Origin of the sequence: Kineococcus gypseus, from assembly GCF_050871305.1 — a bacterium.
Taxonomy (GTDB): Bacteria; Actinomycetota; Actinomycetes; order Actinomycetales; family Kineococcaceae; genus Kineococcus; species Kineococcus gypseus.
Genome location: NZ_JBJLRD010000014.1, coordinates 46,174 through 65,801, shown reverse-complemented (window position 1 = coordinate 65,801; position 19,628 = coordinate 46,174). Strand labels below are relative to the sequence as shown.

Here is a 19,628-nt window from a genome sequence, read left to right as displayed (position 1 = left end):
GCCGGCTCAGCGCAGCCGCAGGCCCATCGTGGTGCCCGCGCCGCCACCGCCCGGCGGCCCGGGCGGCTCGGGCAGCCCCGGCAGCTCGGTGAAGCCCAGCCGCCGGTAGAAGCCCACCGCCCCGGGGTTGCGGCTGGACACGCCCAGATGCACCCCCGGCACCCCGCGGGCGCTCAGCTGCACGAGCAGGCGCTCGACCAGGCGCCGGCCCAGCCCGCGGCCCTGCACCCGCGGCAGCAGGTCCACGTGCAGGTGCGCCGGCAGCGGCGAGCGCCCGTGCAGGTGCGGGCGCGGGCCCGGCGCGGCGTCCAGCGAGCGCAGCAGCGCGCTGTCGCGCTCGGTGGGCGCGTGCCCGGCGGCCACGTGGGCGCGGTGGCGCCGGCGCACCCCGGGCCACCAGTGCTCGCGGGCCCACTGCTCGAACGCCAGGGTGTCGGTGCAGCCCAGCACGTACCCGGCCACCCCGTCGCCGTCCTCGACGACCGTGACCAGCGCGGGGTCGTGCGCGGCGTAGGGGCCGGCGTAGACGTCGCCGAGCAGCAGCGGGTCCGCGTACCGACCGGTGGCGTCGCCCCCGTCCAGCCCGGTGCGCAGGCACACGTCGTACAGCCCCGCCAGGTCCGCCGGCGCGCAGGGGTCGAAGGGCCGCAGCCGCGCCGCCCCGGGCCGCGGGTCCGGCTGCGGGTCGGGCTGCGGGTCGGGCTGGGGGTCGGGTTGCGCGCTCACCCGCGGGCGGGCGGTGCCGGGGACATCTGCGCGGCCTGGCGCAGCGCCTCGACCATGCTGCGGGTGTCGACGCGGCCGGTGCCGGCGATGTCGAAGGCGGTGCCGTGGTCGACGGAGGTGCGCACGACCGGCAGGCCCACCGTGATGTTCACGCCCTCCTCGATGCCCAGCACCTTCACCGGCCCGTGGCCCTGGTCGTGGTACATCGCCACCACCAGGTCGTAGTCGCCGCGCCCGGCGAGGAAGAACGCGGTGTCCGCCGGCAGCGGCCCGCGCGCGTCGATGCCGGCCGCGCGCGCCGCCTCGATGCCGGGGGCGATCTTCTCGGCCTCCTCGCCGCGGCCGAACAGCCCGCCCTCGCCGGCGTGCGGGTTGATCGCGCACACCCCGATGACCGGCTCGGGGACCCCCGAGCGCACCACCGCCGCGTGCCCGCGGCGGATGGTGCGCTCCACCAGGCCGGGCTCGATGCGCTCGACCGCGTCCAGCAGCCCGACGTGGGTGGTGACGTGCACGACCTTCACCCGGGGCGTGGACAGCATCATCGACACCTCCTCGGTGCCCGTCAGGTCGGCGAGCATCTCGGTGTGCCCGGGGTAGGGGTGCCCGCCGGCGTGCAGGGCCGCCTTGTTCAGCGGCGCGGTGCAGATGCCCTGCACCGCCCCCTCCAGCGCCAGCTCGGCCGCCACGCGCACGTAGTGGAACGCCGCGTCGCCGGCCACGGCGGAGACCTCCCCCCAGGGCAGGTCCTCCGGCAGCAGGCCCAGGTCGACGACGTCGACGCGCCCGGGGTCCGCCCCCGCGCCGGCCACGTCGGCGCGGTCCACGGCCACCACGTGCGCCTCGCGCCCGAGCACCCGCGCCGCCAGCCGCAGCCGGGCGGCGTCGCCGACGACCACCGGGCGGCAGCGCGCGCGCACCCCCTCGTCCAGCAGCGCGGCGACGACCACCTCCGGGCCCACGCCGGCGCCGTCGCCCATCGTCACGGCGATGACGGGGCGCTCGTCGGGACCGGTGCTGGTGCTGGTGCTGCTCACGGCGTGGCCTCCGGGGCGGGTCGGGGTGCGAGGGCGTCGACGACGTCGACGAACGAGGCGCGGGCGCCGAAGGAGCCCGGGCGGGTGACGACGCGGCGGCCGTCCGCGGTGCGGCTGAGCACGGCGCCGTGGTGGACCTCGCCGAGCGGGTCCAGGCGGGTGGCGCCCAGGCCGGTCAGGACCCGGCGGGCGGTCTCGCCGCCGGTGAGCAGCAGGTCCGGGCCCGGTGCCGGCAGGGCCGCCAGCACGTCCAGCGCCACCCGCGCCAGCCGCCGCGCGGGCCCGCCGTCCAGCCGGCCCGCGCGCTGCGGACCGTGCAGCACGGCGATCCCGCCCGCGCGCAGGGCGCCCAGCAGCGCGGCGGCCGCCGCGCCGTCCGGCTCGCCGCCGGCGACCCGCACGACGCGGGTCGCGGGGCGGTGGTGCACCAGCGCCGCGGTCTGCTCGCGCGCCTGCGGGGCCGCGGTGCCCACCACCAGCAGGACCCCGCGCCCGGCCGGTCCCGCCGGTCCCGCGGGTCCTGCCGGTCCCGCAGCGCTGCGCCCTGCGCCGCGGGCCCGGTGCAGGGCGGCGGCCAGGCCCGCCGAGCCCGCCCAGCGCACCTCGCGCCCGGCCCCCGCGGCCACGAGCAGGTCGAGGTCGGCGTCGGTGACGGCGTCGGCCACCACCACCGCGCCCGCCGCGGCGGCCGCCGCCAGCGCCACCGGGCCGGCACCGCCGCGCAGCGGCTCCAGCGCGAGCGGCTGCACCGGCAGGTCGCCCAGCGCGGCGGGCACGTCCGCCGGGGCCGCGGTGGCCGCTCCCCGCCACGCCGGGGCCTCGTGCAGCGGCGCGCCGTCGACGAGGACGCGCCCGTCGCGCACCGCGCGGCGCAGGGCCGGCAGCGCCGGGCAGCACACCACCACCGCGCCACCGGTCGCAGCGGCGTGCAGGGCGGCGACGGTGGCCGCGACGTTGCCGCGCAGCTGCGAGTCCAGCTTGGCGAACAGCACCGGCGCGGCGCCGGGTGCGGCGGCGAGGTGCTCCAGCGCCGCCAGCACCCGCCGGTGCGCCACCTCCGCGGGCGCGTCGCGGTGGTCGAGGTCGAGCACGGCGCTGCCGCCGCCCCAGCCGCCGTCCGCGAGCAGGACGGGGGTCCCGCCCCAGGCCATCGCGGTCTCCGCGGCGCCGGAGAGGTCGTCGGCCAGCGCGAGGAGCGCTCGCGCGCCGGTCCCCGTCACCTGCGTCCTCCTCGCGCCCGCCCGGCGCGGGTGCGCCCGGTGGCGCCACTGTGGCACGACCGCGGCGCGCCGCCCGGCGCGCCCGGCCCCGCCCCGGGCCCTCAGGGCGCCGAGCCCACCGCCGGCGCCCCGCCGGGCGCCTCGCCGGGCGCCTCGCCGGGCGCCTCGCCGGGCGCCGCGCCGGGCCCCTCGTCGGCGTGCGCCACGTGCCGCAGCTGCCGCCACAGCAGCAGCACGAGCAGCGCCGAGCCGGCGAAGGCGAACCAGAACGGCGCGGTCACGCCCAGGTGCTGCGCCAGCGCGCCGCCGAGCGCGGAGCCGACCACGAGGCCGCCGAAGGTGCCGACGATGTTCACCGAGCCGACCCGGCCCTGCAGCTCCTCGGGCACGGCGCGCTGGCGCACCGTGATCGAGGTGGTGCCCCAGACGAACGCGTGGGCGCCGAACACGAAGAAGACCGGCAGCGCCACCCACGGCGAGGTCGTCGCGGCCAGCGCGCCGTGGGTGAGGGTCTCGACCACCAGACCGGCGCGCAGCACGTTCCCCAGGCTCACCCGGCGGGTGATCGCGCCGTGCGCCAGCGTGCCCAGCAGCCCGCCCACCGCGCTGACGGTGGTCACCAGGCCGTAGCCGACCGGGCCCAGCCCCAGCCGCTCGGTGGCGTAGAGCACGAGCACCGACCACGCCGCCCCGAAGGTGACGTTGAAGACGAGGATGGTGAGCACCAGGGTGCGCACCGCCGGGTGGCGCAGCGTCCAGCGCAGGCCCTCGGCGACGTCGTGGCGCACCCGCGAGGGAGCGGGCCCGCGGGTGCGCGCGGGCAGCACCAGCCGGCTGACGAGCACCGCGCCCAGTCCCACGAGCGCGGCCTGGGTGGCGAAGGGCAGGGACGCGCCCACGCCGAACAGCAGCGCGCCCAGCGGCGGGCCGGCGAGCTGGTTGACGGTGACGAAACCCGTCTGCAGCCGCGCGTTCGCCACGCCGAGGTCGGCGCGCGCCACCAGCGAGGGCAGCAGCGTGGTGGAGGTGTTGTCCGCGAACACCTCCGCGGTGGCCACGAGGAACAGCGCCACGAGCACCACGGCGGTCGGCGCGCGGCCGGTGAGCACCGCCAGCGCCAGTAGCACGAGCACCGCGGCGCGCAGCGCGTCGACCACCACCACGACGAGCCGGCGGTCCAAGCGGTCGGAGACCACCCCGGCCGTCAGGCCGAACAGCAGCGGCGGCAGCCACTGCACGGTGGCGGCCAGCGCGACGAGGAACGGGTCGTGCGTGGTGGAGGCCACCAGCAGGGGACCGGCGGCCAGCGCGATGCCGTCGCCGAGGTTGCTGGCCCAGCTCGAGGCCAGCAGCCACCGGAAACCGGTGCCCAGGCGCGCCGGGACGACGGCTTCCACGACGCGGCGCACCGCTCCACCCTGCCAGGGCGGGCACCGCGCGGGTACCGGGTCGACCCGGTGACCCGGGGCCCGCTCGCCCCTACGGTCGGAGGGTGGACACCACGAGCGCGCGGGTGCTGTCGGTGAACGTCGGGCGCGAGCGCCCGATCGCCGCCAAGGGCGGCACCAGCGGCATCGACAAGCGCCCCGTCGACGGGCCGGTCGCGGTGCGCGCGCCGGGCCCGAAGGGCGTCGGCGGCAGCGGGCTGGCCGGCGACCACGTCAGCGACACCGCCAACCACGGCGGCGACGACCAGGCCGTGTACGCGTACGCCCGCGAGGACCTCGACGCGTGGGAGGCGCGCCTGCACCGCGCGCTGCCCGGCGGCACGTTCGGCGAGAACCTCACCACCGCCGGCGTCGACGTCACCGGTGCCGTGATCGGGGAGGTGTGGGAGGTGGGCACGGCGCTGCTGCAGGTCTCCTGCCCGCGCCTGCCGTGCGTGACGTTCGCGGTGCGCATGGGGGAGCCGCGCTGGCTGGCGACGTTCACCGCGGCGCGGGTGCCCGGCGCGTACCTGCGCGTGCTGCGCGCCGGCGAGGTGCGCGCCGGGGACGCGGTGCGCGTGCGCGACGTGCCCGCGCACGGGGTGAGCATCGGCACCGCGTTCGCGGCGCTGACCACGCGGCCGGACCTGCTGCCCCTGCTGCGCGCGGTGCCGCAGCTGCCCGCCGGGGACCGCCGCGAGGCCCGGCGCCGCGCGCGCCGGGCCGGGCCCGCCCCTGACGCCGACCCGGGTCCCGCCGCACGGCCCTGAGCACCCCCGCGCGCCCCGGGCCCGGGCGCGCGGCAGGATGCCCGCATGTCCACCTGGCTCATCACCGGCTGCTCCACCGGCCTCGGCCGCTCGCTCGCCGAGGCGGTCCTCGCCCGCGGCCACCGCGCGGTCGTCACCGCCCGCGACGCCGAGGCGGTGCGCGACCTCGAGCGGGCGCACCCCGACACCGCCCTGGCGCTGCCCCTGGACGTGACCGACCCGGCGCAGGTGGCCGAGGCCGCCCGCCGCGCGCAGGAGCGCTTCGGCGGCGTCGACGTCCTCGTCAACAACGCCGGCTACGGCTACCGCGCCGCGGTGGAGGAGGGCGAGGACGCCGACGTGCGGCGCCTGTTCGACACCCACGTCTTCGGCCCGGTCGCCCTGGCCAAGGCCGTGCTGCCCGGCATGCGCGAGCGCCGCTCGGGGGCGATCGTCAACCTCTCCTCCATCGGCGCGCACGTGTGCCCGCCCGGCTCGGGCTACTACGCCGCCGTGAAGTCCGCGCTGGAGGCGCTGTCCACCTCCATGCGCCAGGAGCTGGCCCCGCTGGGGATCAGCGTGACGATCGTGGCCCCCGGCGGTTTCCGCACCGACTTCGCCGGCCGCTCGCTGACGCAGTCCGCCCACCCCATCGCCGACTACGCCGAGACCGCCGGCAAGCGCCGCAAGGAGCACGACACCGTGCACGGCACCCAGCCCGGCGACCCGGCCAAGGCCGCCGCGGCGATCATCACGGCGGTGGAGTCCGAGCAGCCGCCGGGGCTGCTGTTCCTGGGCAGCGACGCGCTGCAGACCTACAGCGGCGTGCTCGACGCCCGGCGCGCCGAGCTGGAGGCCTGGCGCGAGCTGACCGTCAGCACCGACTTCGACGCCTGAGCCCGGCGGCGGCCGCGCGAGCGGGCACCCCCGGGCTCCCGTGGGCGCGGCCACCGTCCTGCTCACCGGCGGCGAGGTGCGCACCGGCGCGCGCACCCTGCCCGGCGGGTGGGTGCTGCTGCGCGCCGGGGAGGTCCTCGACGTCGGGCCCGGCCCGGCGCCGCCGGCGGTGCGCGCCCGCGCCGGGGAGGTCGCCGACGCCCGCGGGCACCTGGTGGTGCCCGGCTTCGTGGACCTGCACTGCCACGGCGGCGCCGGCGCGGCCTTCGGCGGCACCGGCGACGCCGCGGTGCGCGCCGCGCTCACCGCCGCCGCCTGGCACCGCGCGCACGGCACCACCACCCTGGTCGCCAGCCTCGTCACCCGCCCGGTCGACGAGCTGGCCGAGACCCTCGCCGCGCTGGCCGGGCCCGTCGCCGACGGCGTGCTGGCGGGCGTGCACCTGGAGGGCCCCTGGCTCAGCCGGGAGCACGCCGGCGCGCACGAGGCCGCGCTGCTGCGCGCGCCGGAGGCGGCCGACGTCGAGCGCCTGCTGCGCGCCGGCCCGGTGCGGGTGGTCACGCTGGCCCCGGAGCTGCCCGGCGGGCTGGCCGCCGTCGAGCGCGTGGCCGCCTCCGGCGCGGTCGCCGCGCTCGGGCACACCGGCGCCGACGAGGCCACCGCGCGCGCCGCCGTGGAGGCCGGGGCGCGCCTGGCCACCCACCTGTTCAACGCGATGCCCCCGGTGCACCACCGCCGCCCCGGCCCGGTGCCGGCGCTGCTGGCCGACGAGCGCGTCGCGGTCGAGCTGATCGCCGACGGCGTGCACCTGCACCCGCTGGTGCTGGCGCTGGCCGCGCGCGCCGCCGGCCCGGCGCGCACCGCGCTGGTCACCGACGCGCTGCCCGCCGCCGGCGCGCCCGACGGCGCGCACCGCCTGGGCGGGCTGGACGTCGTCGTCGAGGGCGGCGTCGCCCGCCTGGCCGGCGGCGGCGCGCTGGCCGGCAGCACCCTGACCCTGGACCGCGCGCTGCGCGGCGCGGTGGCCGCCGGGCTGCCGCTGGAGCACGCCCTGGCCGCGGTGACGGCCGTGCCCGCCGCGGTGCTCGGCGGCGCCGACCGCGGTCACCTCGAGCCCGGCGCGACCGGGGGAGCGGTGCTGCTCGACGCGGACCTGCGGGTGCGGCGGGTCGTGGCCCGAGGGACCTGAGGGGTCTGGGGGCCGCGCCCGGGCGCGCTCGCTCACAGGCCGCCGATCGGCGGCTCGCCCGTCTCGGGCGCGAGCACCGGGGTGTCGGCGCGCAGCGTCTCGCCGCGGAAGTACGCCCGCAGCCGCACCGCGCACAGCAGCATCAGCGGCACCCCCAGCACGATCATGCCGACGCCGATGGCGAAGACGCCGCCCACCGGGCCGAAGCGGGTGTAGCCGTAGTCGGGGTCGAGCATGTCCGCGGCGCTGCGGGTGAACGCCCACAGCATCGCCGCCCCGCCCAGCGCGGGGAACACCCCGCGCAGCAGCAGGTCGCGCGGCGAGCGGGTCAGGGTGCGGCGGAAGAACCACACGCACGAGAACGCGGTGATGCCGTAGTAGAACGCCACCGCCAGGCCCAGCGAGGCGATGGAGTCCTGCAGCGCGTTCTGGCTGACCGCGCTGAGCACGAGGTAGAAGCCCACGGCCGCCGCGCCCACGACCACCGTGGCGAACGACGGCGTGCGGTGGCGCGGGTGCACCCGCGCGAAGCGCTGCGGCAGCGCCCCGTACACCGCCATCGCCAGCGCCCCGCGCGCCGTGGGCAGGATCGTCGTCTGCGTGGAGGCCGCCGCCGAGACCGCCACGGTCAGCAGCAGCAGCGCGGCCAGCACCGGCCCGCCCACCGGCTCGCCCAGCAGGCTCAGCACGTCGTCGGCGTTGTCCTCGTTGGCCAGGCCGGTGCCGGTGGTGCCGAAGCCGGCGTACGCCTGCACCGCCACGGCCACCAGCACGTAGGTGACGACCAGCACCACCGTGGCCAGCACCGCCGCGCGCCCCGGCGTGGACCCGGAGTCGCGCGTCTCCTCGGTGACCGCCAGGCACGCGTCCCAGCCCCAGTAGATGAACACGCAGAGGATGACCGCCTCGGCCAGCGCGGACGACCCCACGCCCAGCGGGGAGAACCACTCCCAGCGCGGCAGCACCGCCTGCGGGCCCGCCGCGCCGGTGCCCACCAGGTGCAGCGCGCCGATGGAGACGGCGCCCAGCACGGCGAACTGCAGCACGATGAGCACGTTCGACAGGCGCTCGGAGATGCGGATGCCCCGGTAGCTGACCCACGTCATGGCGACGATGAGCGCCACGCCCAGACCCACGCGCAGCACGGGGTCCGCCGCGGCGCCCTCGGCGCCGAGGAACCGCAGCGCGTACACGGCCGCGATCTCGGCGACGTTGGCCAGCACGATGACGGCCGAGACCGCCACCCCCCAGCCGCCCATCCAGCCCACCCACGGCCCGAACGCCTTCGTGCCCCAGGTGAACGTGGTGCCGCAGTCGGGGGCGGCGCGGTTCAGCTCCCGGTAGGCGAAGGCCACCAGCAGCATCGGCACGAACGCCACGACGAACATCGCCGGCGCCTTCTCGCCCACCGCCAGCACCACGTACCCCAGGGTCGCCGCCAGGCTGTACGCCGGGGCGGTGGCGCCCAGGCCGATGACGGTGTTGCCCCACAGGCCCAGCGCGCCCGGGCGCAGGCCCTTGCCGGTGCCGGGCGGGACCGTCGCGGTGCCGCCGGTGTCGCCGCGCTGCGCCATGCTGCTCCTCGGGGTGGTGCCGGTCCTGCGGTGGGCGGCGCCCACAGTAGGGCCGAGCGGCGGCACCGGCGGGCCGAGCCCCCGGCCCCCCGGACCCCTCCGAGCCCGCGCTCCGGGGGCGCGCCTCAGCTGGCGAAGCCCACGCCGAGGCGGTCCAGGGCGCGCAGCCACGGCCCGCGCCGGCCCTGGCGGGCGTCGGCGCGCGCCAGGGCGCGGGTGGTCAGGGCGATGCCCGCCCACGCCAGCGGCTCCGGCGGGAACGGCGGCGGCACCCGGCGCACCAGGTCCAGCTCCGTCAGCTCGGTGGGCCCGTGCTCGGGCAGCGCCAGCAGGTCCAGCAGGACGTCGGCGGCGAAGCGGCCGGCCCCCAGCCCCAGGCCGGTGAACCCCGCCACGTGCACTGCGCGCCCGCCGTGGCCGGTGCCGAAGAAGGGGAAGAACCTCGTGCAGGTGTCGATCGCCCCGCCCCAGGCGTGCGTGAAGCGCGCGCCCTCGAACTGCGGGAACGTCTGCGCGAAGTGCGCGGCCAGGCGCCGGAACGTCGCCGGGCGCTGGTCGTGGGCCGCGGACAGGCGCCCGCCGAAGCGGTGCACGGCGTCGTAGCCGCCGAAGAGCACCCGCCCGTCGGCGGTGCGCCGGTAGTAGTGGAAGCGGTTGGCCAGGTCCTCCACGCCCTGCCGGCCCCGCCAGCCCACCTGCTCCCACAGCGCCGGCGGCAGCGGCTCGGTGACGAGCGCGTAGTCGTGCACCGGCACGGTGTGCAGGCGGTAGCGCCGCAGCAGGGAGGGGAAGGCGCTGGTGGCCAGGGCGACGTGGCGCGCGCGCACCGCGGCGCGCTCGCAGCGCACCAGCACCCCGCCCGCCTCCCCCTCCAGGGCCCGCACGGGCGTGCCCTCGGCGATGCGCACGCCCAGCTCCAGGCAGGTGCGCCGCAGCTCGTGCACCAGGCGGGCCGGGTCCACCAGCGCAGCGCCGCGCCGGTCCCACGCCCCGGCCAGGTAGGTGGGCGAGCGCACCTGCTCGCGCACCGCCTCCCGGTCCAGGAACCCCTCGCGCCCGCGCAGCCACGCCACCTGGTGCGGCTCGGTGGCCACCGACAGCAGCCCGGTGCGCTCGAAGCCGCACCGCCAGCCGTGGCGCGCCACGCTGGCCTCGATGCCGTCGAGGTTGCGCAGCCCCAGCTCCTCCAGGCGCTCCAGCTCGTGCGGCAGGTGCCGGCGGCCGTTGGCGCGCCCGTGCGTCAGGCTCGCCTCGACGAAGCCGCCGCTGCGCCCGGAGGCGGCCCAGCCGGTGCGGGCGGCCTCCAGCAGCAGCACGTCGCGGTCCGGGTCGCGCTCCTTGGCGCGCAGCGCCGTCCACAGCCCCGTCAGCCCGCCGCCGACCACGACGAGGTCGGCGCGCGCGGCGGCGGTCAGCGGCGGCAGCGCCGCGGGCCGGTGCGGGTCGTCCAGCCAGAACGGGGTGCCCACCGCCCAGCGCAGGGACTCCTCGACGGCGGCGGTGGTCGCGGGGGCGAAGGGCACGGCGGGTTTCCTACCCCGACGCCCGGCCCGCGGTCCACCCCCCGGCGGGGGGTCGCGGGCGGGCGGTGGTCCGTGGTGGCCGGTGGCGCTCGGTCGCGGTGGCGCAGCGCCCGGTCGCGCTCGACCCGCTGCGCGCGGTTGTGCGCGCGGGCGCGGGGGCGGACCATCGGTGCACGGGGCGGCGTCGCCCGCCCCCGGGCCGCGAGGAGGCGGTGTCGTGAACGAGGGGGTCCCGCGAGGACGCACCACGGTCGGCTGGTCGGGGTCGGGGGCCTCCCGGCGCGCGCTGCGCTGGGCCCTGGCCGAGGCGCTGGACGCGCACGGCTCCGTGCACGTCGTCGCGGTGGACCCGCCGCACGGGCCGCCGCCGAGCCGCTCGCTGCCGGCCCCGCCGACGGCGCCGCTGCCCTCCGCCTCGCTGGCCGCCGCGCTGGCCGAGGAGCGCGAGCACCTGCCCGGCCGCTTCCCGCCGGTGACCACCTCGGTCGTCACCGGCGACCCCGTCACCGCCCTGCTGGTGGCCGCGGCCTCGTGCGGGTGGCTGGTGCTCGGCTGCGGGCGCCGCGTCGGCCCGCTCGGTCCCGGCGACGGGCAGGTGCTGCGGGGGTGCCTGGCCCGCTCGCCGGTGCCGGTGGTCCTCGTCGGCCCGCAGGCGGTCCTGACCCCGCCGCGGCGCCTGCTGGTGGTCTCCGACGCCGCCCTGGCCGCCGCCTCCGACGCCGCGGTGGAGTTCACGGCGCAGCGCGCGCGGGCCACCGGCTGGGACGTGCGGCTGCTGACCACCTGGAGCCCGCCGCCGGGCACGCCGGCCTCCCGCGACCGGCGCTCGCCGCTGGCGCTGCAGCGCCACCGCGGCGCCCGCGAGCGCCTGGCCGCCGCCGCGCACCGGCCGGTGGTCGCCGACGTCGTGCAGGCCCCGCCCGGGGACGCGGTCGCGCGCGGCGCGCGGGTGGGCGACCTCGTCGTGGCGGCCACCGCCGACGCGGCGACCCTGCCGGTGCGCACGCTGCGGGCCCCCATCGTGCTCGTGCCGCGCGCCCCGCGCACCGTGGTGCTGCCCGACACCGCCACCGCCCGCGGCGCGGCTCAGGGCGGGCCCGCCGGGCGCAGCGCGGCCGCCGGGACCCAGCCGTCGACGAGCACCGGGCGCCCCTCGGCGTCCAGCAGGACGTAGGCGGCCCGCCCCAGCCAGCCGCGGCCCTCGCGGCGCCAGGCCAGCAGCACCCCGGGCCGGGCGCCGTCGCGCGGGGTGAGCACCCAGCAGTGCACGGCGGCGGTGCGCTCGGCGGGCGCCGGCGCGCCCCAGCCCGGGGGGACGGGGCCGCCGCCCGCCCGGGCGGCGCGGTGGTCCTCCTCCTGCACCCGGCTCCACCGACCGCCCGACACCCGCCCAGGATGGCACGCGCTTCGAACGCGCGTTCGACGGCGCGCGGTGCCGCCGGGACCAGGTGGCCCGGTGCCCCGGTGGTCCGGGGACGTGGCTGCCGCGCGGCCGGCCGGGCCGGGCACCGGCCGGCCGCGCGGCGATCGGGGTGGTGCCTCAGCGCTCCGAGCGCAGGGAGGCGACCAGGTCCGCCAGCACGGCGGCGGACTCCTCGTGCGGCACCTGGCAGGTGCCGGCGGCCACGTGGCCGCCGCCGCCGTGCGCCAGGCACACCGCGCCGACGTCCACGGGGGAGGTCCGGTCCACGATCGACTTGCCGATCGCGAACACGGTGTTCTGCTTCGCGCGGCCCCACATCACGTGGATCGACACGCGCGCGGCCGGGAACAGCGCGTACACCAGGAACCGGTTGCTGGCGTGGATGACGTCCTCGTCGCGCAGGTCCAGCACCGCCACGTCGCCGTGCACGGTGGTCACCCGCTCCAGCTGCGCGCGGAACAGCTGCGCCTGCGCGCGGTAGAGGTCCACGCGCTCGGCGACGTCCGGCAGGGCGAGGATCTCGTCGACGTCCTGGTACGTCACGCAGTGCTCGATGAGCTGCATCATCAGCTGGTAGTTGGAGATGCGGAAGTCGCGGAAGCGGCCCAGCCCGGTGCGGCTGTCCATGAGGAAGTTCAGCAGCGTCCAGCCGGTCGGCTCCAGGACCTCGGTGACGTCGTAGGCCGCGGAGTCCGCCTGGTCCACCGCGCGCATCAGCTCGTCGGAGACCTTCGGGAAGCGCTCGGCGCCGCCGAAGAAGTCGAACACCACGCGCGCCGCGGAGGGGGCGTCGGCGTCGATGACGTGGTTGGCCGCCCCGGCGGCGCGCAGCGTCTCGGAGTGGTGGTGGTCGAAGACGACGCGGGCGCGCGGGTCGTGCGGCAGGTTCGTCAGCACGTCGCGCCCCGTGATCTCCACGGTGCCGTCCTGCACGTCCTTGGGGTGCACGAAGGTGATCTCGTCCACCAGGTCGAGCTGGCGCAGCAGCACCGCGCACACCAGCCCGTCGAAGTCGCTGCGCGTCACCAGCCGGTACGGGCCGGCCGTCAGGAGGGTCTGCGGGGAGGTCACGCGCTCCCCATCGGCACGCCGCGCGCGCACCTTGAGCGGCGCGGGCCGCGCACCCGTCAGGGACCCGCCGGGCCGCGCCCCGCCGGGCCGCGCCCGCGCGCGCCTACGGTGGTCGCGCCGCGGGCCGGGTGCGCCGGCGGCGGGAGGAGCCGTGGTGCGGATCGTCGTGCTGGGAGCGACCGGCAGGCTGGGCGGCGAGCTGGTCCGGCGGGCCCTGGACACCGGGCACGAGGTGACCGCGTACGTGCGCCGGCCCGAGGCGGTGCCCGCCCGCCGCGGCCTGACGGTCGTCGGCGGCGACCTGGAGGACCTGCCCGCCCTGACCGCGGCGTTCCGCGGCGCCGACGCGGTCGTCTCCTGCCTGGGCGCGCGGCCCGGCCCGGCCGCGGTGCGCCGCACCGACCTCATGCAGCGCGCCCTGCCGCGCGTGCTGGAGGCCGCCCGCGCCGCCGGCGTGCCGCGCTTCGTGCTCACCTCCGCCCTCGGCGTCGGCGACAGCGCCGCCCGCGCCTCCCTGGCGGACCGCTTCGCCGCGCGCACCTTCCTGCGGGCGATCTTCACCGACAAGGCCCGCGCGGAGGCGCTGCTGCCGGCCGAGGGGCTGGACTGGACCGTGGTGCACCCGGTGATGCTCACCACCTCGCCGGACCGCGCCCCGCTCGCCGTCGTGCCGCTGGAGGGAGCGCCCCGCCTGCGCGGCGTGCCCAAGGTGTCCATCGCCGCCGTCGCCGGCGTCCTGCTGGAGCAGGCGGGCGCCCGCGGCGGTGCGCGCCGGCTGCTCGTGACGAGCGGGCCGGTCGCCGGGGGGCGCTGAGGCCGTGGGCGGGCGGGTCGTCGTCGCGGTTCCGGCGCCCGCGCTCGCGCGGGAGCGCGCGTGAACGCCCCGCCGGGCGCGCGCCGGCGCGCGCCGGCGGACTTCCGCGACCTCGTCTTCGAGGCGGCGCCGGTGCCGATCGGGTTGTGCGAGGGGGGCGTCTTCATCGCCGTCAACCCGGCGATGTGCGCCCTGCTGGGCCGGCCGGAGGAGCAGCTGCTGGGCTCGTCCACCGTGCCGTTCACCCACCCCGACGACCTGCACACCAACCGCGACATCGAGGGCAGGCTGCGCGCCGCCGCGGCGCGCGGCGAGGACGCCGTGCAGCTGGAGAAGCGCTACGTGCGCCCCGGCGGCGAGGTCGTGTGGGTGTGGCTGACGGTGACGACGACCACCGGGCCGGGCGGTGAGGAGTGGACCCTCGTCACCCCGCAGGACATCACCGCCCGCAAGGCCGCGGAGCTGGCGCTGCGCGCCTCCGAGGCGGTCCTGGCCGCCCTGGACCGCACCGCCCGGTGCGTGCAGGCCGGCGAGGACCCGCGCCGGCAGGTGGTCGAGGCGGTGTGCGCCGTCGGCGGCGCGGACCGCGTCGCCCTGTTCGAGCCCGCCCCGGCGGGCGCCGCGGCCCCGGCGCTGGTGGTGACGGCGGCCTGCGGGCGCGGGGGCGTCGGCGCCCGCGTCGACCCCGACGGGCCCCACCCGGTCGCCGTCGCCCACCGCACCGGCGGCGTCCTGCTGGTGCCGGACGAGCGCGAGCCCGTCGCCGGCCCCGGCGTGACGCCCGCGGCGGGCCCGGGCTCGCTGCTGTGCCGGCCGCTGAGCACCTCCGGCGCGGCCGGCGCCGTGCTCGCGGTGCGCTGGGACCACCCGGTCGCGACGCCGGAGGAGGAACCCGTGCGCTCGGTGCTGCGGCTGGCCGACGGCGCCGCGGCGGCCCTGGAGCACGCGCGCGTGCTGGCCGAGCTGGCCTCCTCGGCCGTCACCGACGCGCTGACGGGCCTGCCCAACCGCCGCGGCTGGGAGGAGCACCTGGCCCGCACCGCCGCGGTGTGCGAGCGCGACGGCGAACCGCTGACGGTCGCCGTCCTGGACGTGGACCGCTTCAAGGCCTACAACGACGCCGAGGGGCACCTGGCCGGGGACCGCCTGCTCGCCGAGGTGGCCCGGCTGGTGCGCCGGGAGCTGCGCACCGGCGACGTGGTGGCCCGCTGGGGCGGCGAGGAGTTCTCCCTGGCCCTGCCGGGCTGCTGCGCCGCCGACGCGCGCGCGCTGCTGGAGCGGGTGCGCCTGGGCGTGCGGCCCGCGCGCAGCTGCAGCATCGGCTTCGCCGAGCGGCGCGGCGCCGAGCCCCCGGACGACGTGCTGCGCCGGGCCGACGACGCGCTGTACGCGGCCAAGCAGTCCGGTCGCGACAGGGTCGTCGAGGCCGCGGCGCCGCGGTCCTGACCCGGCGCCGCCGCGGCCCCGGCCCGCTCAGCGCTCGTAGGTGCGCAGGGCGTTGCCCAGCCCGAAGAAGGTCGGTGCCCAGTGGCCGATGAAGATGCCCCACCGGTCGGCCCGGTCGATGCCGGAGTCCTCCACCCGGCGCGAGATCGACCACGCCAGGAAGGACAGGCCGATGCTGGCGAAGCCCGCCGCGTAGGCCCACTCCGACTTCACACCCGCGTCGTGCAACGTCTCGACCACGTCTTCTCCATGGTGTCGTGACCGGCGGACCGGTCGACCGCGTGCTGCAGGACCTGCATCAGACCGCCGATCGGGGGGTCGGCGCCAGCCCCCCGACGCGCCGGGCGGTGCACCGGTGGGCCGGCCGCGCGGTCCCGGCCGGGGGTGGACCGGCTCCGGTAGGGTTTCCGGAAGGGTCGACCGCGCCCGCCCGAGCACGCCCCGCCGCCGGCACCCCCGGCCGCACCCCGACCGAGGAGCAGCATGACCACGCTCGACCAGCCGCCCGCGCCCGCCGGGCGCACCCAGCCCTGGCACGACACCTCCCTCTCGCCCGCGGAGCGCGCCGAGGCGCTGCTCGCGGCGATGACGCTGGAGGAGAAGGTCGCGCAGCTGGGCAGCCGCTGGGTCGGCAACAGCCACGGCGGCGGCGAGGGCGCCGTGGCGCCCGCCGAGGTCACCGGCACCGGCAACGTCGCACCGCTGCAGGACGTCTTCTCCGCGGGCGCGGTGGAGTTCGAGAAGGCCAGCGAGCACGGCCTGGGCCACCTGACCCGCGTCTTCGGCAGCAAGCCGGTCAGCGTCGAGGAGGGCCGCGCGGAGGTCGTGCGCCTGCAGCGCTCCATCGTCGAGCGCACCCGCCTGGGCGTCCCGGCGATCGTGCACGAGGAGTGCCTGACCGGCTTCACGGCCTTCGGCGCCACCGTCTACCCGGCCGCGCTGGCGTGGGGCGCCACCTTCGACCCCGAGCTGGTCGAGCGCATGTCGGCCGCCATCGGCGACGACATGCGCGCCGTCGGCGTGCACCAGGGCCTCTCGCCCGTCCTGGACGTCGTGCGCGACTACCGCTGGGGCCGCGTCGAGGAGACGATGGGCGAGGACCCGCACCTGACCTCCACCCTGGGCGCGGCGTACGTGCGCGGCTTGGAGAGCAGCGGCGTGGTCGCCACCCTGAAGCACTTCGCCGGCTACTCCGCCTCGCGCGCCGCGCGCAACCACGGCCCCGTCTCCATGGGCCCGCGCGAGTTCGCCGACGTCGTCCTGCCGCCCTTCGAGGCGGCGCTGCGCCACGGCGGGGCGCGCTCGGTGATGAACTCCTACTCCGACGTGGACGGCGTGCCCGCCGCCTCCGACGAGCGGCTGTTCACCGAGCTGCTGCGCGACCGCTGGGGCTTCGAGGGCACCGTCGTCTCGGACTACTCCGCCATCGCGTTCCTGGCCTCGATGCACCGCACGGCCGCCGACGAGGCCGAGGCGGGCGTGCAGGCCCTGCGCGCCGGCATCGACGTCGAGCTGCCCGACACCCTCTGCTACGGCGATCGCCTCGTGGCCGCCGTGCGCGGCGGCGTCGTGGAGGAGTCCTACGTCGACCGCGCGCTGCGCCGGCTGCTGACGCAGAAGGCCGAGCTGGGCCTGCTGGACGCCGACTGGACCCCGGAGGGCTCCGTGGCCGCCGGCGAGGGCCGCGAGCTGGACTCCGCGCGCAACCGCGCCATCGCCCGCGAGCTGGCCGAGCGCAGCATCGTGCTGCTGGCCAACGACGGCACCCTGCCGCTGGCGCCGGACGCGCAGCGCCGCATCGCCGTCGTCGGCCCCTGCGCGGACGACCCCAACACCTTCATGGGCTGCTACGCCTTCGCCAACCACGTGCTGCCGCGCTACCCGCAGCTCGGGCTGGGCATGGACGTCCCCGACGTGCTGCAGGCGCTGCGCGCCGAGCCCGGCGCGGCGTGGGAGGTCGTGCACGAGCGCGGCTGCGACGTGCGCGAGCCGGACACCTCCGGCATCGCCGCGGCCGTGGAGGCCGCGCGCGGCGCCGACGTCGTCGTCGCCGTCGTCGGCGACCGCGCCGGCATGTTCGGCGCCGGCACCTCCGGCGAGGGCTGCGACGCGGAGGACCTGCGCCTGCCCGGCGTGCAGGAGCAGCTCGTGCTGGAGCTGCTGGCCACCGGCACGCCCGTCGTCCTCGTCGTCGTCTCCGGCCGCCCCTACGCCCTGGGCGCGCTGACCGGCGCCGCCGCGGTCGTGCAGGCCTTCATGCCCGGCGAGGAGGGCGGCGGCGCCATCGCCGGCGTGCTCTCCGGGCGCGTCAACCCCGGCGGCAAGCTGCCCGTGCAGGTGCCCGTCAGCCACGGCGGCCAGCCGGGCACCTACCTGCAGCCGCCGCTGGGCGCGGACAGCCAGGGCATCAGCAACCTCGACCCCACCCCGCTGTTCCCGTTCGGGCACGGGATCTCCTACACCACCTTCGCGGTGGAGGACCTGCAGCTGTCGGCCGAGCAGGTGCCCACCGACGGCACCCTCGAGGTGTCGGTGACGGTGCGCAACACCGGCGAGCGCTCCGGCGACGAGGTCGTGCAGCTGTACCTGCACGACGTGCTCGGCCAGGTCACCCGCCCGGTGCGCGAGCTGACCGGCTTCACCCGCGTGCACCTGGAGGCCGGCGCCGCCGCGCGCGTGACCTTCGAGGTGCACGCCGACCGCACGAGCTTCACCGGCCGCGCCGGTGAGCGCGTCGTCGAGCCGGGCCGCGTGGAGGTCATGGTCGGCTCCTCCTCGGCCGACACCCCGTGCACCGGCGCCTTCGAGCTGACCGGCGCGCTGCGCACCGTCGGCTTCGACCGCGTCAGCACCACCCCGGTGCGCGTCTCGCCGCTGGCCTGACGCCCCCGGTCCGGCGCCGCCCGGCCCACCCGGTCCACCCGGTCCACCCGGTCCACCTGGCCCGCGCGGCCCCGGGCGCCGGGGGAGGGCTCAGCCCCCCTCCGGCTCCCCGGGGCCGTGCGGCGTCGCGCGCGGTGCCCGCGGCGCCCGCCAGCCGCGCAGCACCCCGCCCACGCGCAGCCCCGCGCACACCGCCGCCCCGGCCAGCGCCCAGGCGAGCTCGCGCCCGCCCGCCAGCGGCCCGAGCACCGCCACCGCCGCGCCCACCAGCGCCGGGACGGCGTACAGCCCGCCGGTGAGGACGCCCGGCACCTGCCGCACCAGCACGTCGCGCAGCGTCCCGCCGCCCACGGCGGTCAGCCCCCCGAACAGCACCGCCTGCCCGGGGCCCACGCCCGCCTCCAGCGCCACCTGCGCGCCGGTGACGGCGAACAGCGACAGGCCCAGGGTGTCGAAGACCAGCAGCGGGCGGGCCATGCGCGTCAGCAGCGCGTGCGCGCGGAACGCCACGAGCGCGCCGAGCGTGGCCACCGCCAGGTAGTACCAGGTGCGCAGCGACGCCGGCGGCAGCTGGCCCAGCAGCACGTCGCGCAGCATCCCCCCGCCGGTCGCGGTGACCACGCCCAGGGCGACCACCCCGAACAGGTCCAGCGTCGTGCGGCGCATCGCCGTCAGCGCCCCGTCCAGGGCGAAGGCGAAGACCCCGGCCAGGTCCAGGGCCAGCAGCAGGTGCGCGGTGCTCACCGGCCGAGTCTGCCCGGCGCGCCGCGCGCCACCGGGGCAGGATGCCCCCGGGCGCGCTCCGCGCCCGACCCCCGCCGCACCGGAGGACGCCGTGCGCATCGCGCTGGGACAGATCCGCAGCACCGACGACCCGCGCGCCAACCTGGCGCTGGTCGCCGCGGAGGTCGACGCGGCCCGCGCCGCCGGCGCGCGCCTGCTCGTGCTGCCCGAGGCGACGATGTGCCGCTTCGGGGTGCCGCTGGCGCCGGTGGCCGAGCCGCAGGACGGGCCGTGGGCGCGCGAGCTGGAGCGCCTGGCCGACGCGGCGGGCCTGACCGTCGTCGCCGGCGCCTTCACGCCGGGGGAGGGCGGGCGGGTGCGCAACACCCTGCTGGTGCGCGGCGCCGGGGTGCGCGCCTCCTACGACAAGGTCCACCTCTTCGACGCCTTCGGCTTCGCCGAGTCCGACACCGTGCAGCCGGGCCGCGAGCCGGTCGTCGTCGACGTCGACGGGGTGGGCGTGGGCCTGGCCACCTGCTACGACGTGCGCTTCCCCGGGCTGTTCACCGCGCTGGCCGAGCGCGGCGCGTCGGTGGTGCTGGTGCCGGCGTCCTGGGGCGACGGGCCGGGCAAGGCCGAGCAGTGGGAGCTGCTCGTGCGCGCCCGCGCGCTGGACAGCACGTGCTTCGTGCTCGCCTGCGGGCAGGCGGCCCCGCCGGAGGGCGGCGGCGCGTCCGGCGCGCCCGCCGGGGTGGGGCGCTCGCGCGCGGTGGACCCGCTGGGCGCGGTGCTGGCCGAGCTGGGCCCCGAGCCTGGCCGCCTGGTCGTCGACGTCGACCCGGCCGCCGTGGTGCGTGCGCGGGAGGTGCTGCCGGTGCTGGCGAACCGCCGGTTCTGAGGCACCCGGGCTCAGCCCGGCGGGGCGG

At 78.7% G+C, this 19,628-nt stretch carries 18 protein-coding genes; 8 read left to right on the top strand and 10 right to left on the bottom strand.

Going from position 1 to position 19,628, the window contains the following annotated elements:
• Positions 1–6: 6 nt before the first annotated feature.
• The 4 genes from ACRYMN_RS07540 to ACRYMN_RS07525 form a co-directional block, all read right to left on the bottom strand.
• A complete protein-coding gene (locus tag ACRYMN_RS07540) occupies positions 7–726 on the bottom strand; it encodes a GNAT family N-acetyltransferase (protein WP_432493601.1) in 720 nt (239 codons plus the stop codon).
• Positions 723–1,763: a 4-hydroxythreonine-4-phosphate dehydrogenase PdxA gene (pdxA, locus tag ACRYMN_RS07535; RefSeq protein WP_432493599.1), complete on the bottom strand. Its 1,041-nt coding sequence runs from the start codon at positions 1,761–1,763 to the stop codon at positions 723–725. Before pdxA ends, ACRYMN_RS07540 begins: the two co-directional genes overlap by 4 nt.
• The gene (locus ACRYMN_RS07530) at positions 1,760–2,983 is read right to left on the bottom strand and encodes a four-carbon acid sugar kinase family protein (RefSeq protein ID WP_432493597.1); all 1,224 of its coding nucleotides are present in this window, start codon (positions 2,981–2,983) and stop codon (positions 1,760–1,762) included. The genes pdxA and ACRYMN_RS07530 overlap by 4 nt, the downstream gene beginning before the upstream one ends.
• A gap of 101 nt (positions 2,984–3,084) precedes the next feature.
• Positions 3,085–4,392 (bottom strand): MFS transporter, encoded by a 1,308-nt coding sequence (locus ACRYMN_RS07525; RefSeq protein ID WP_432493595.1) that lies wholly within the window; start codon positions 4,390–4,392, stop codon positions 3,085–3,087.
• Between the two features lie 83 nt (positions 4,393–4,475).
• Here ACRYMN_RS07525 and ACRYMN_RS07520 point away from each other — a divergent pair, with 83 nt between their 5' ends.
• Genes ACRYMN_RS07520 through ACRYMN_RS07510 form a run of 3 tightly spaced genes read left to right on the top strand, consistent with a single transcriptional unit; the run spans position 4,476 to position 7,245 of the window.
• A complete protein-coding gene (locus ACRYMN_RS07520; protein ID WP_432493593.1) occupies positions 4,476–5,180 on the top strand; it encodes an MOSC domain-containing protein in 705 nt (234 codons plus the stop codon).
• A gap of 45 nt (positions 5,181–5,225) precedes the next feature.
• Complete coding sequence (locus tag ACRYMN_RS07515; RefSeq protein ID WP_432493591.1) at positions 5,226–6,056, top strand: oxidoreductase; 831 nt, start codon at positions 5,226–5,228, stop codon at positions 6,054–6,056.
• Positions 6,057–6,096: 40 nt separating this feature from the next.
• A complete protein-coding gene (locus ACRYMN_RS07510; protein WP_432493589.1) occupies positions 6,097–7,245 on the top strand; it encodes an N-acetylglucosamine-6-phosphate deacetylase in 1,149 nt (382 codons plus the stop codon).
• Positions 7,246–7,277: 32 nt separating this feature from the next.
• Here the strand turns inward: ACRYMN_RS07510 and ACRYMN_RS07505 are convergent, their stop codons facing one another.
• The gene (locus ACRYMN_RS07505) at positions 7,278–8,819 is read right to left on the bottom strand and encodes an APC family permease (RefSeq protein WP_432493587.1); all 1,542 of its coding nucleotides are present in this window, start codon (positions 8,817–8,819) and stop codon (positions 7,278–7,280) included.
• A gap of 125 nt (positions 8,820–8,944) precedes the next feature.
• Positions 8,945–10,342, bottom strand: a complete 1,398-nt coding sequence (locus ACRYMN_RS07500; RefSeq protein ID WP_432493585.1) for an NAD(P)/FAD-dependent oxidoreductase — start codon at positions 10,340–10,342, stop codon at positions 8,945–8,947.
• Between the two features lie 217 nt (positions 10,343–10,559).
• On the opposite strand from ACRYMN_RS07500, the gene ACRYMN_RS07495 reads away from it, so the two are divergent.
• The gene (locus tag ACRYMN_RS07495) at positions 10,560–11,516 is read left to right on the top strand and encodes a universal stress protein (protein WP_432493583.1); all 957 of its coding nucleotides are present in this window, start codon (positions 10,560–10,562) and stop codon (positions 11,514–11,516) included.
• On the opposite strand, the gene ACRYMN_RS07490 is transcribed toward ACRYMN_RS07495, so the two are convergent.
• A complete protein-coding gene (locus tag ACRYMN_RS07490) occupies positions 11,429–11,728 on the bottom strand; it encodes a hypothetical protein (RefSeq protein WP_432493581.1) in 300 nt (99 codons plus the stop codon). The two genes, ACRYMN_RS07495 and ACRYMN_RS07490, sit on opposite strands and share 88 nt — an antisense overlap.
• A gap of 154 nt (positions 11,729–11,882) precedes the next feature.
• Positions 11,883–12,836, bottom strand: coding sequence for an exopolyphosphatase (locus ACRYMN_RS07485; protein WP_432493579.1), 954 nt, complete (start codon positions 12,834–12,836; stop codon positions 11,883–11,885).
• Positions 12,837–12,987: 151 nt separating this feature from the next.
• Here ACRYMN_RS07485 and ACRYMN_RS07480 point away from each other — a divergent pair, with 151 nt between their 5' ends.
• Both ACRYMN_RS07480 and ACRYMN_RS07475 read left to right on the top strand, forming a co-directional pair.
• Entirely contained in the window at positions 12,988–13,650 is a 663-nt protein-coding gene (locus ACRYMN_RS07480) for an NAD(P)-dependent oxidoreductase (RefSeq protein ID WP_432493577.1), read from the top strand.
• A 60-nt stretch (positions 13,651–13,710) separates the two neighbouring features.
• Positions 13,711–15,096, top strand: a complete 1,386-nt coding sequence (locus tag ACRYMN_RS07475) for a sensor domain-containing diguanylate cyclase (protein ID WP_432493575.1) — start codon at positions 13,711–13,713, stop codon at positions 15,094–15,096.
• A 27-nt stretch (positions 15,097–15,123) separates the two neighbouring features.
• On the opposite strand, the gene ACRYMN_RS07470 is transcribed toward ACRYMN_RS07475, so the two are convergent.
• Positions 15,124–15,336 (bottom strand): hypothetical protein, encoded by a 213-nt coding sequence (locus ACRYMN_RS07470; protein ID WP_432493573.1) that lies wholly within the window; start codon positions 15,334–15,336, stop codon positions 15,124–15,126.
• A 243-nt stretch (positions 15,337–15,579) separates the two neighbouring features.
• On the opposite strand from ACRYMN_RS07470, the gene ACRYMN_RS07465 reads away from it, so the two are divergent.
• A complete protein-coding gene (locus ACRYMN_RS07465) occupies positions 15,580–17,979 on the top strand; it encodes a beta-xylosidase/alpha-l-arabinosidase (protein WP_432493571.1) in 2,400 nt (799 codons plus the stop codon).
• Positions 17,980–18,069: 90 nt separating this feature from the next.
• Here ACRYMN_RS07465 and ACRYMN_RS07460 read toward each other — a convergent pair whose 3' ends face one another.
• The gene (locus tag ACRYMN_RS07460) at positions 18,070–18,723 is read right to left on the bottom strand and encodes a trimeric intracellular cation channel family protein (protein WP_432493569.1); all 654 of its coding nucleotides are present in this window, start codon (positions 18,721–18,723) and stop codon (positions 18,070–18,072) included.
• 91 nt (positions 18,724–18,814) lie between these two features.
• Here ACRYMN_RS07460 and ACRYMN_RS07455 point away from each other — a divergent pair, with 91 nt between their 5' ends.
• Positions 18,815–19,600 (top strand): nitrilase-related carbon-nitrogen hydrolase, encoded by a 786-nt coding sequence (locus ACRYMN_RS07455; RefSeq protein ID WP_432493567.1) that lies wholly within the window; start codon positions 18,815–18,817, stop codon positions 19,598–19,600.
• Positions 19,601–19,628: the final 28 nt, after the last annotated feature.

Coding starts and splice junctions, on each gene's coding strand:
- ACRYMN_RS07515 (WP_432493591.1), top strand. CDS start 5,226: ATGTCCACCTGGCTCATCACCGGCTGCTCCACCGGCCTCGGCCGCTCG.
- ACRYMN_RS07505 (WP_432493587.1), bottom strand. CDS start 8,819: ATGGCGCAGCGCGGCGACACCGGCGGCACCGCGACGGTCCCGCCCGGC.
- ACRYMN_RS07465 (WP_432493571.1), top strand. CDS start 15,580: ATGACCACGCTCGACCAGCCGCCCGCGCCCGCCGGGCGCACCCAGCCC.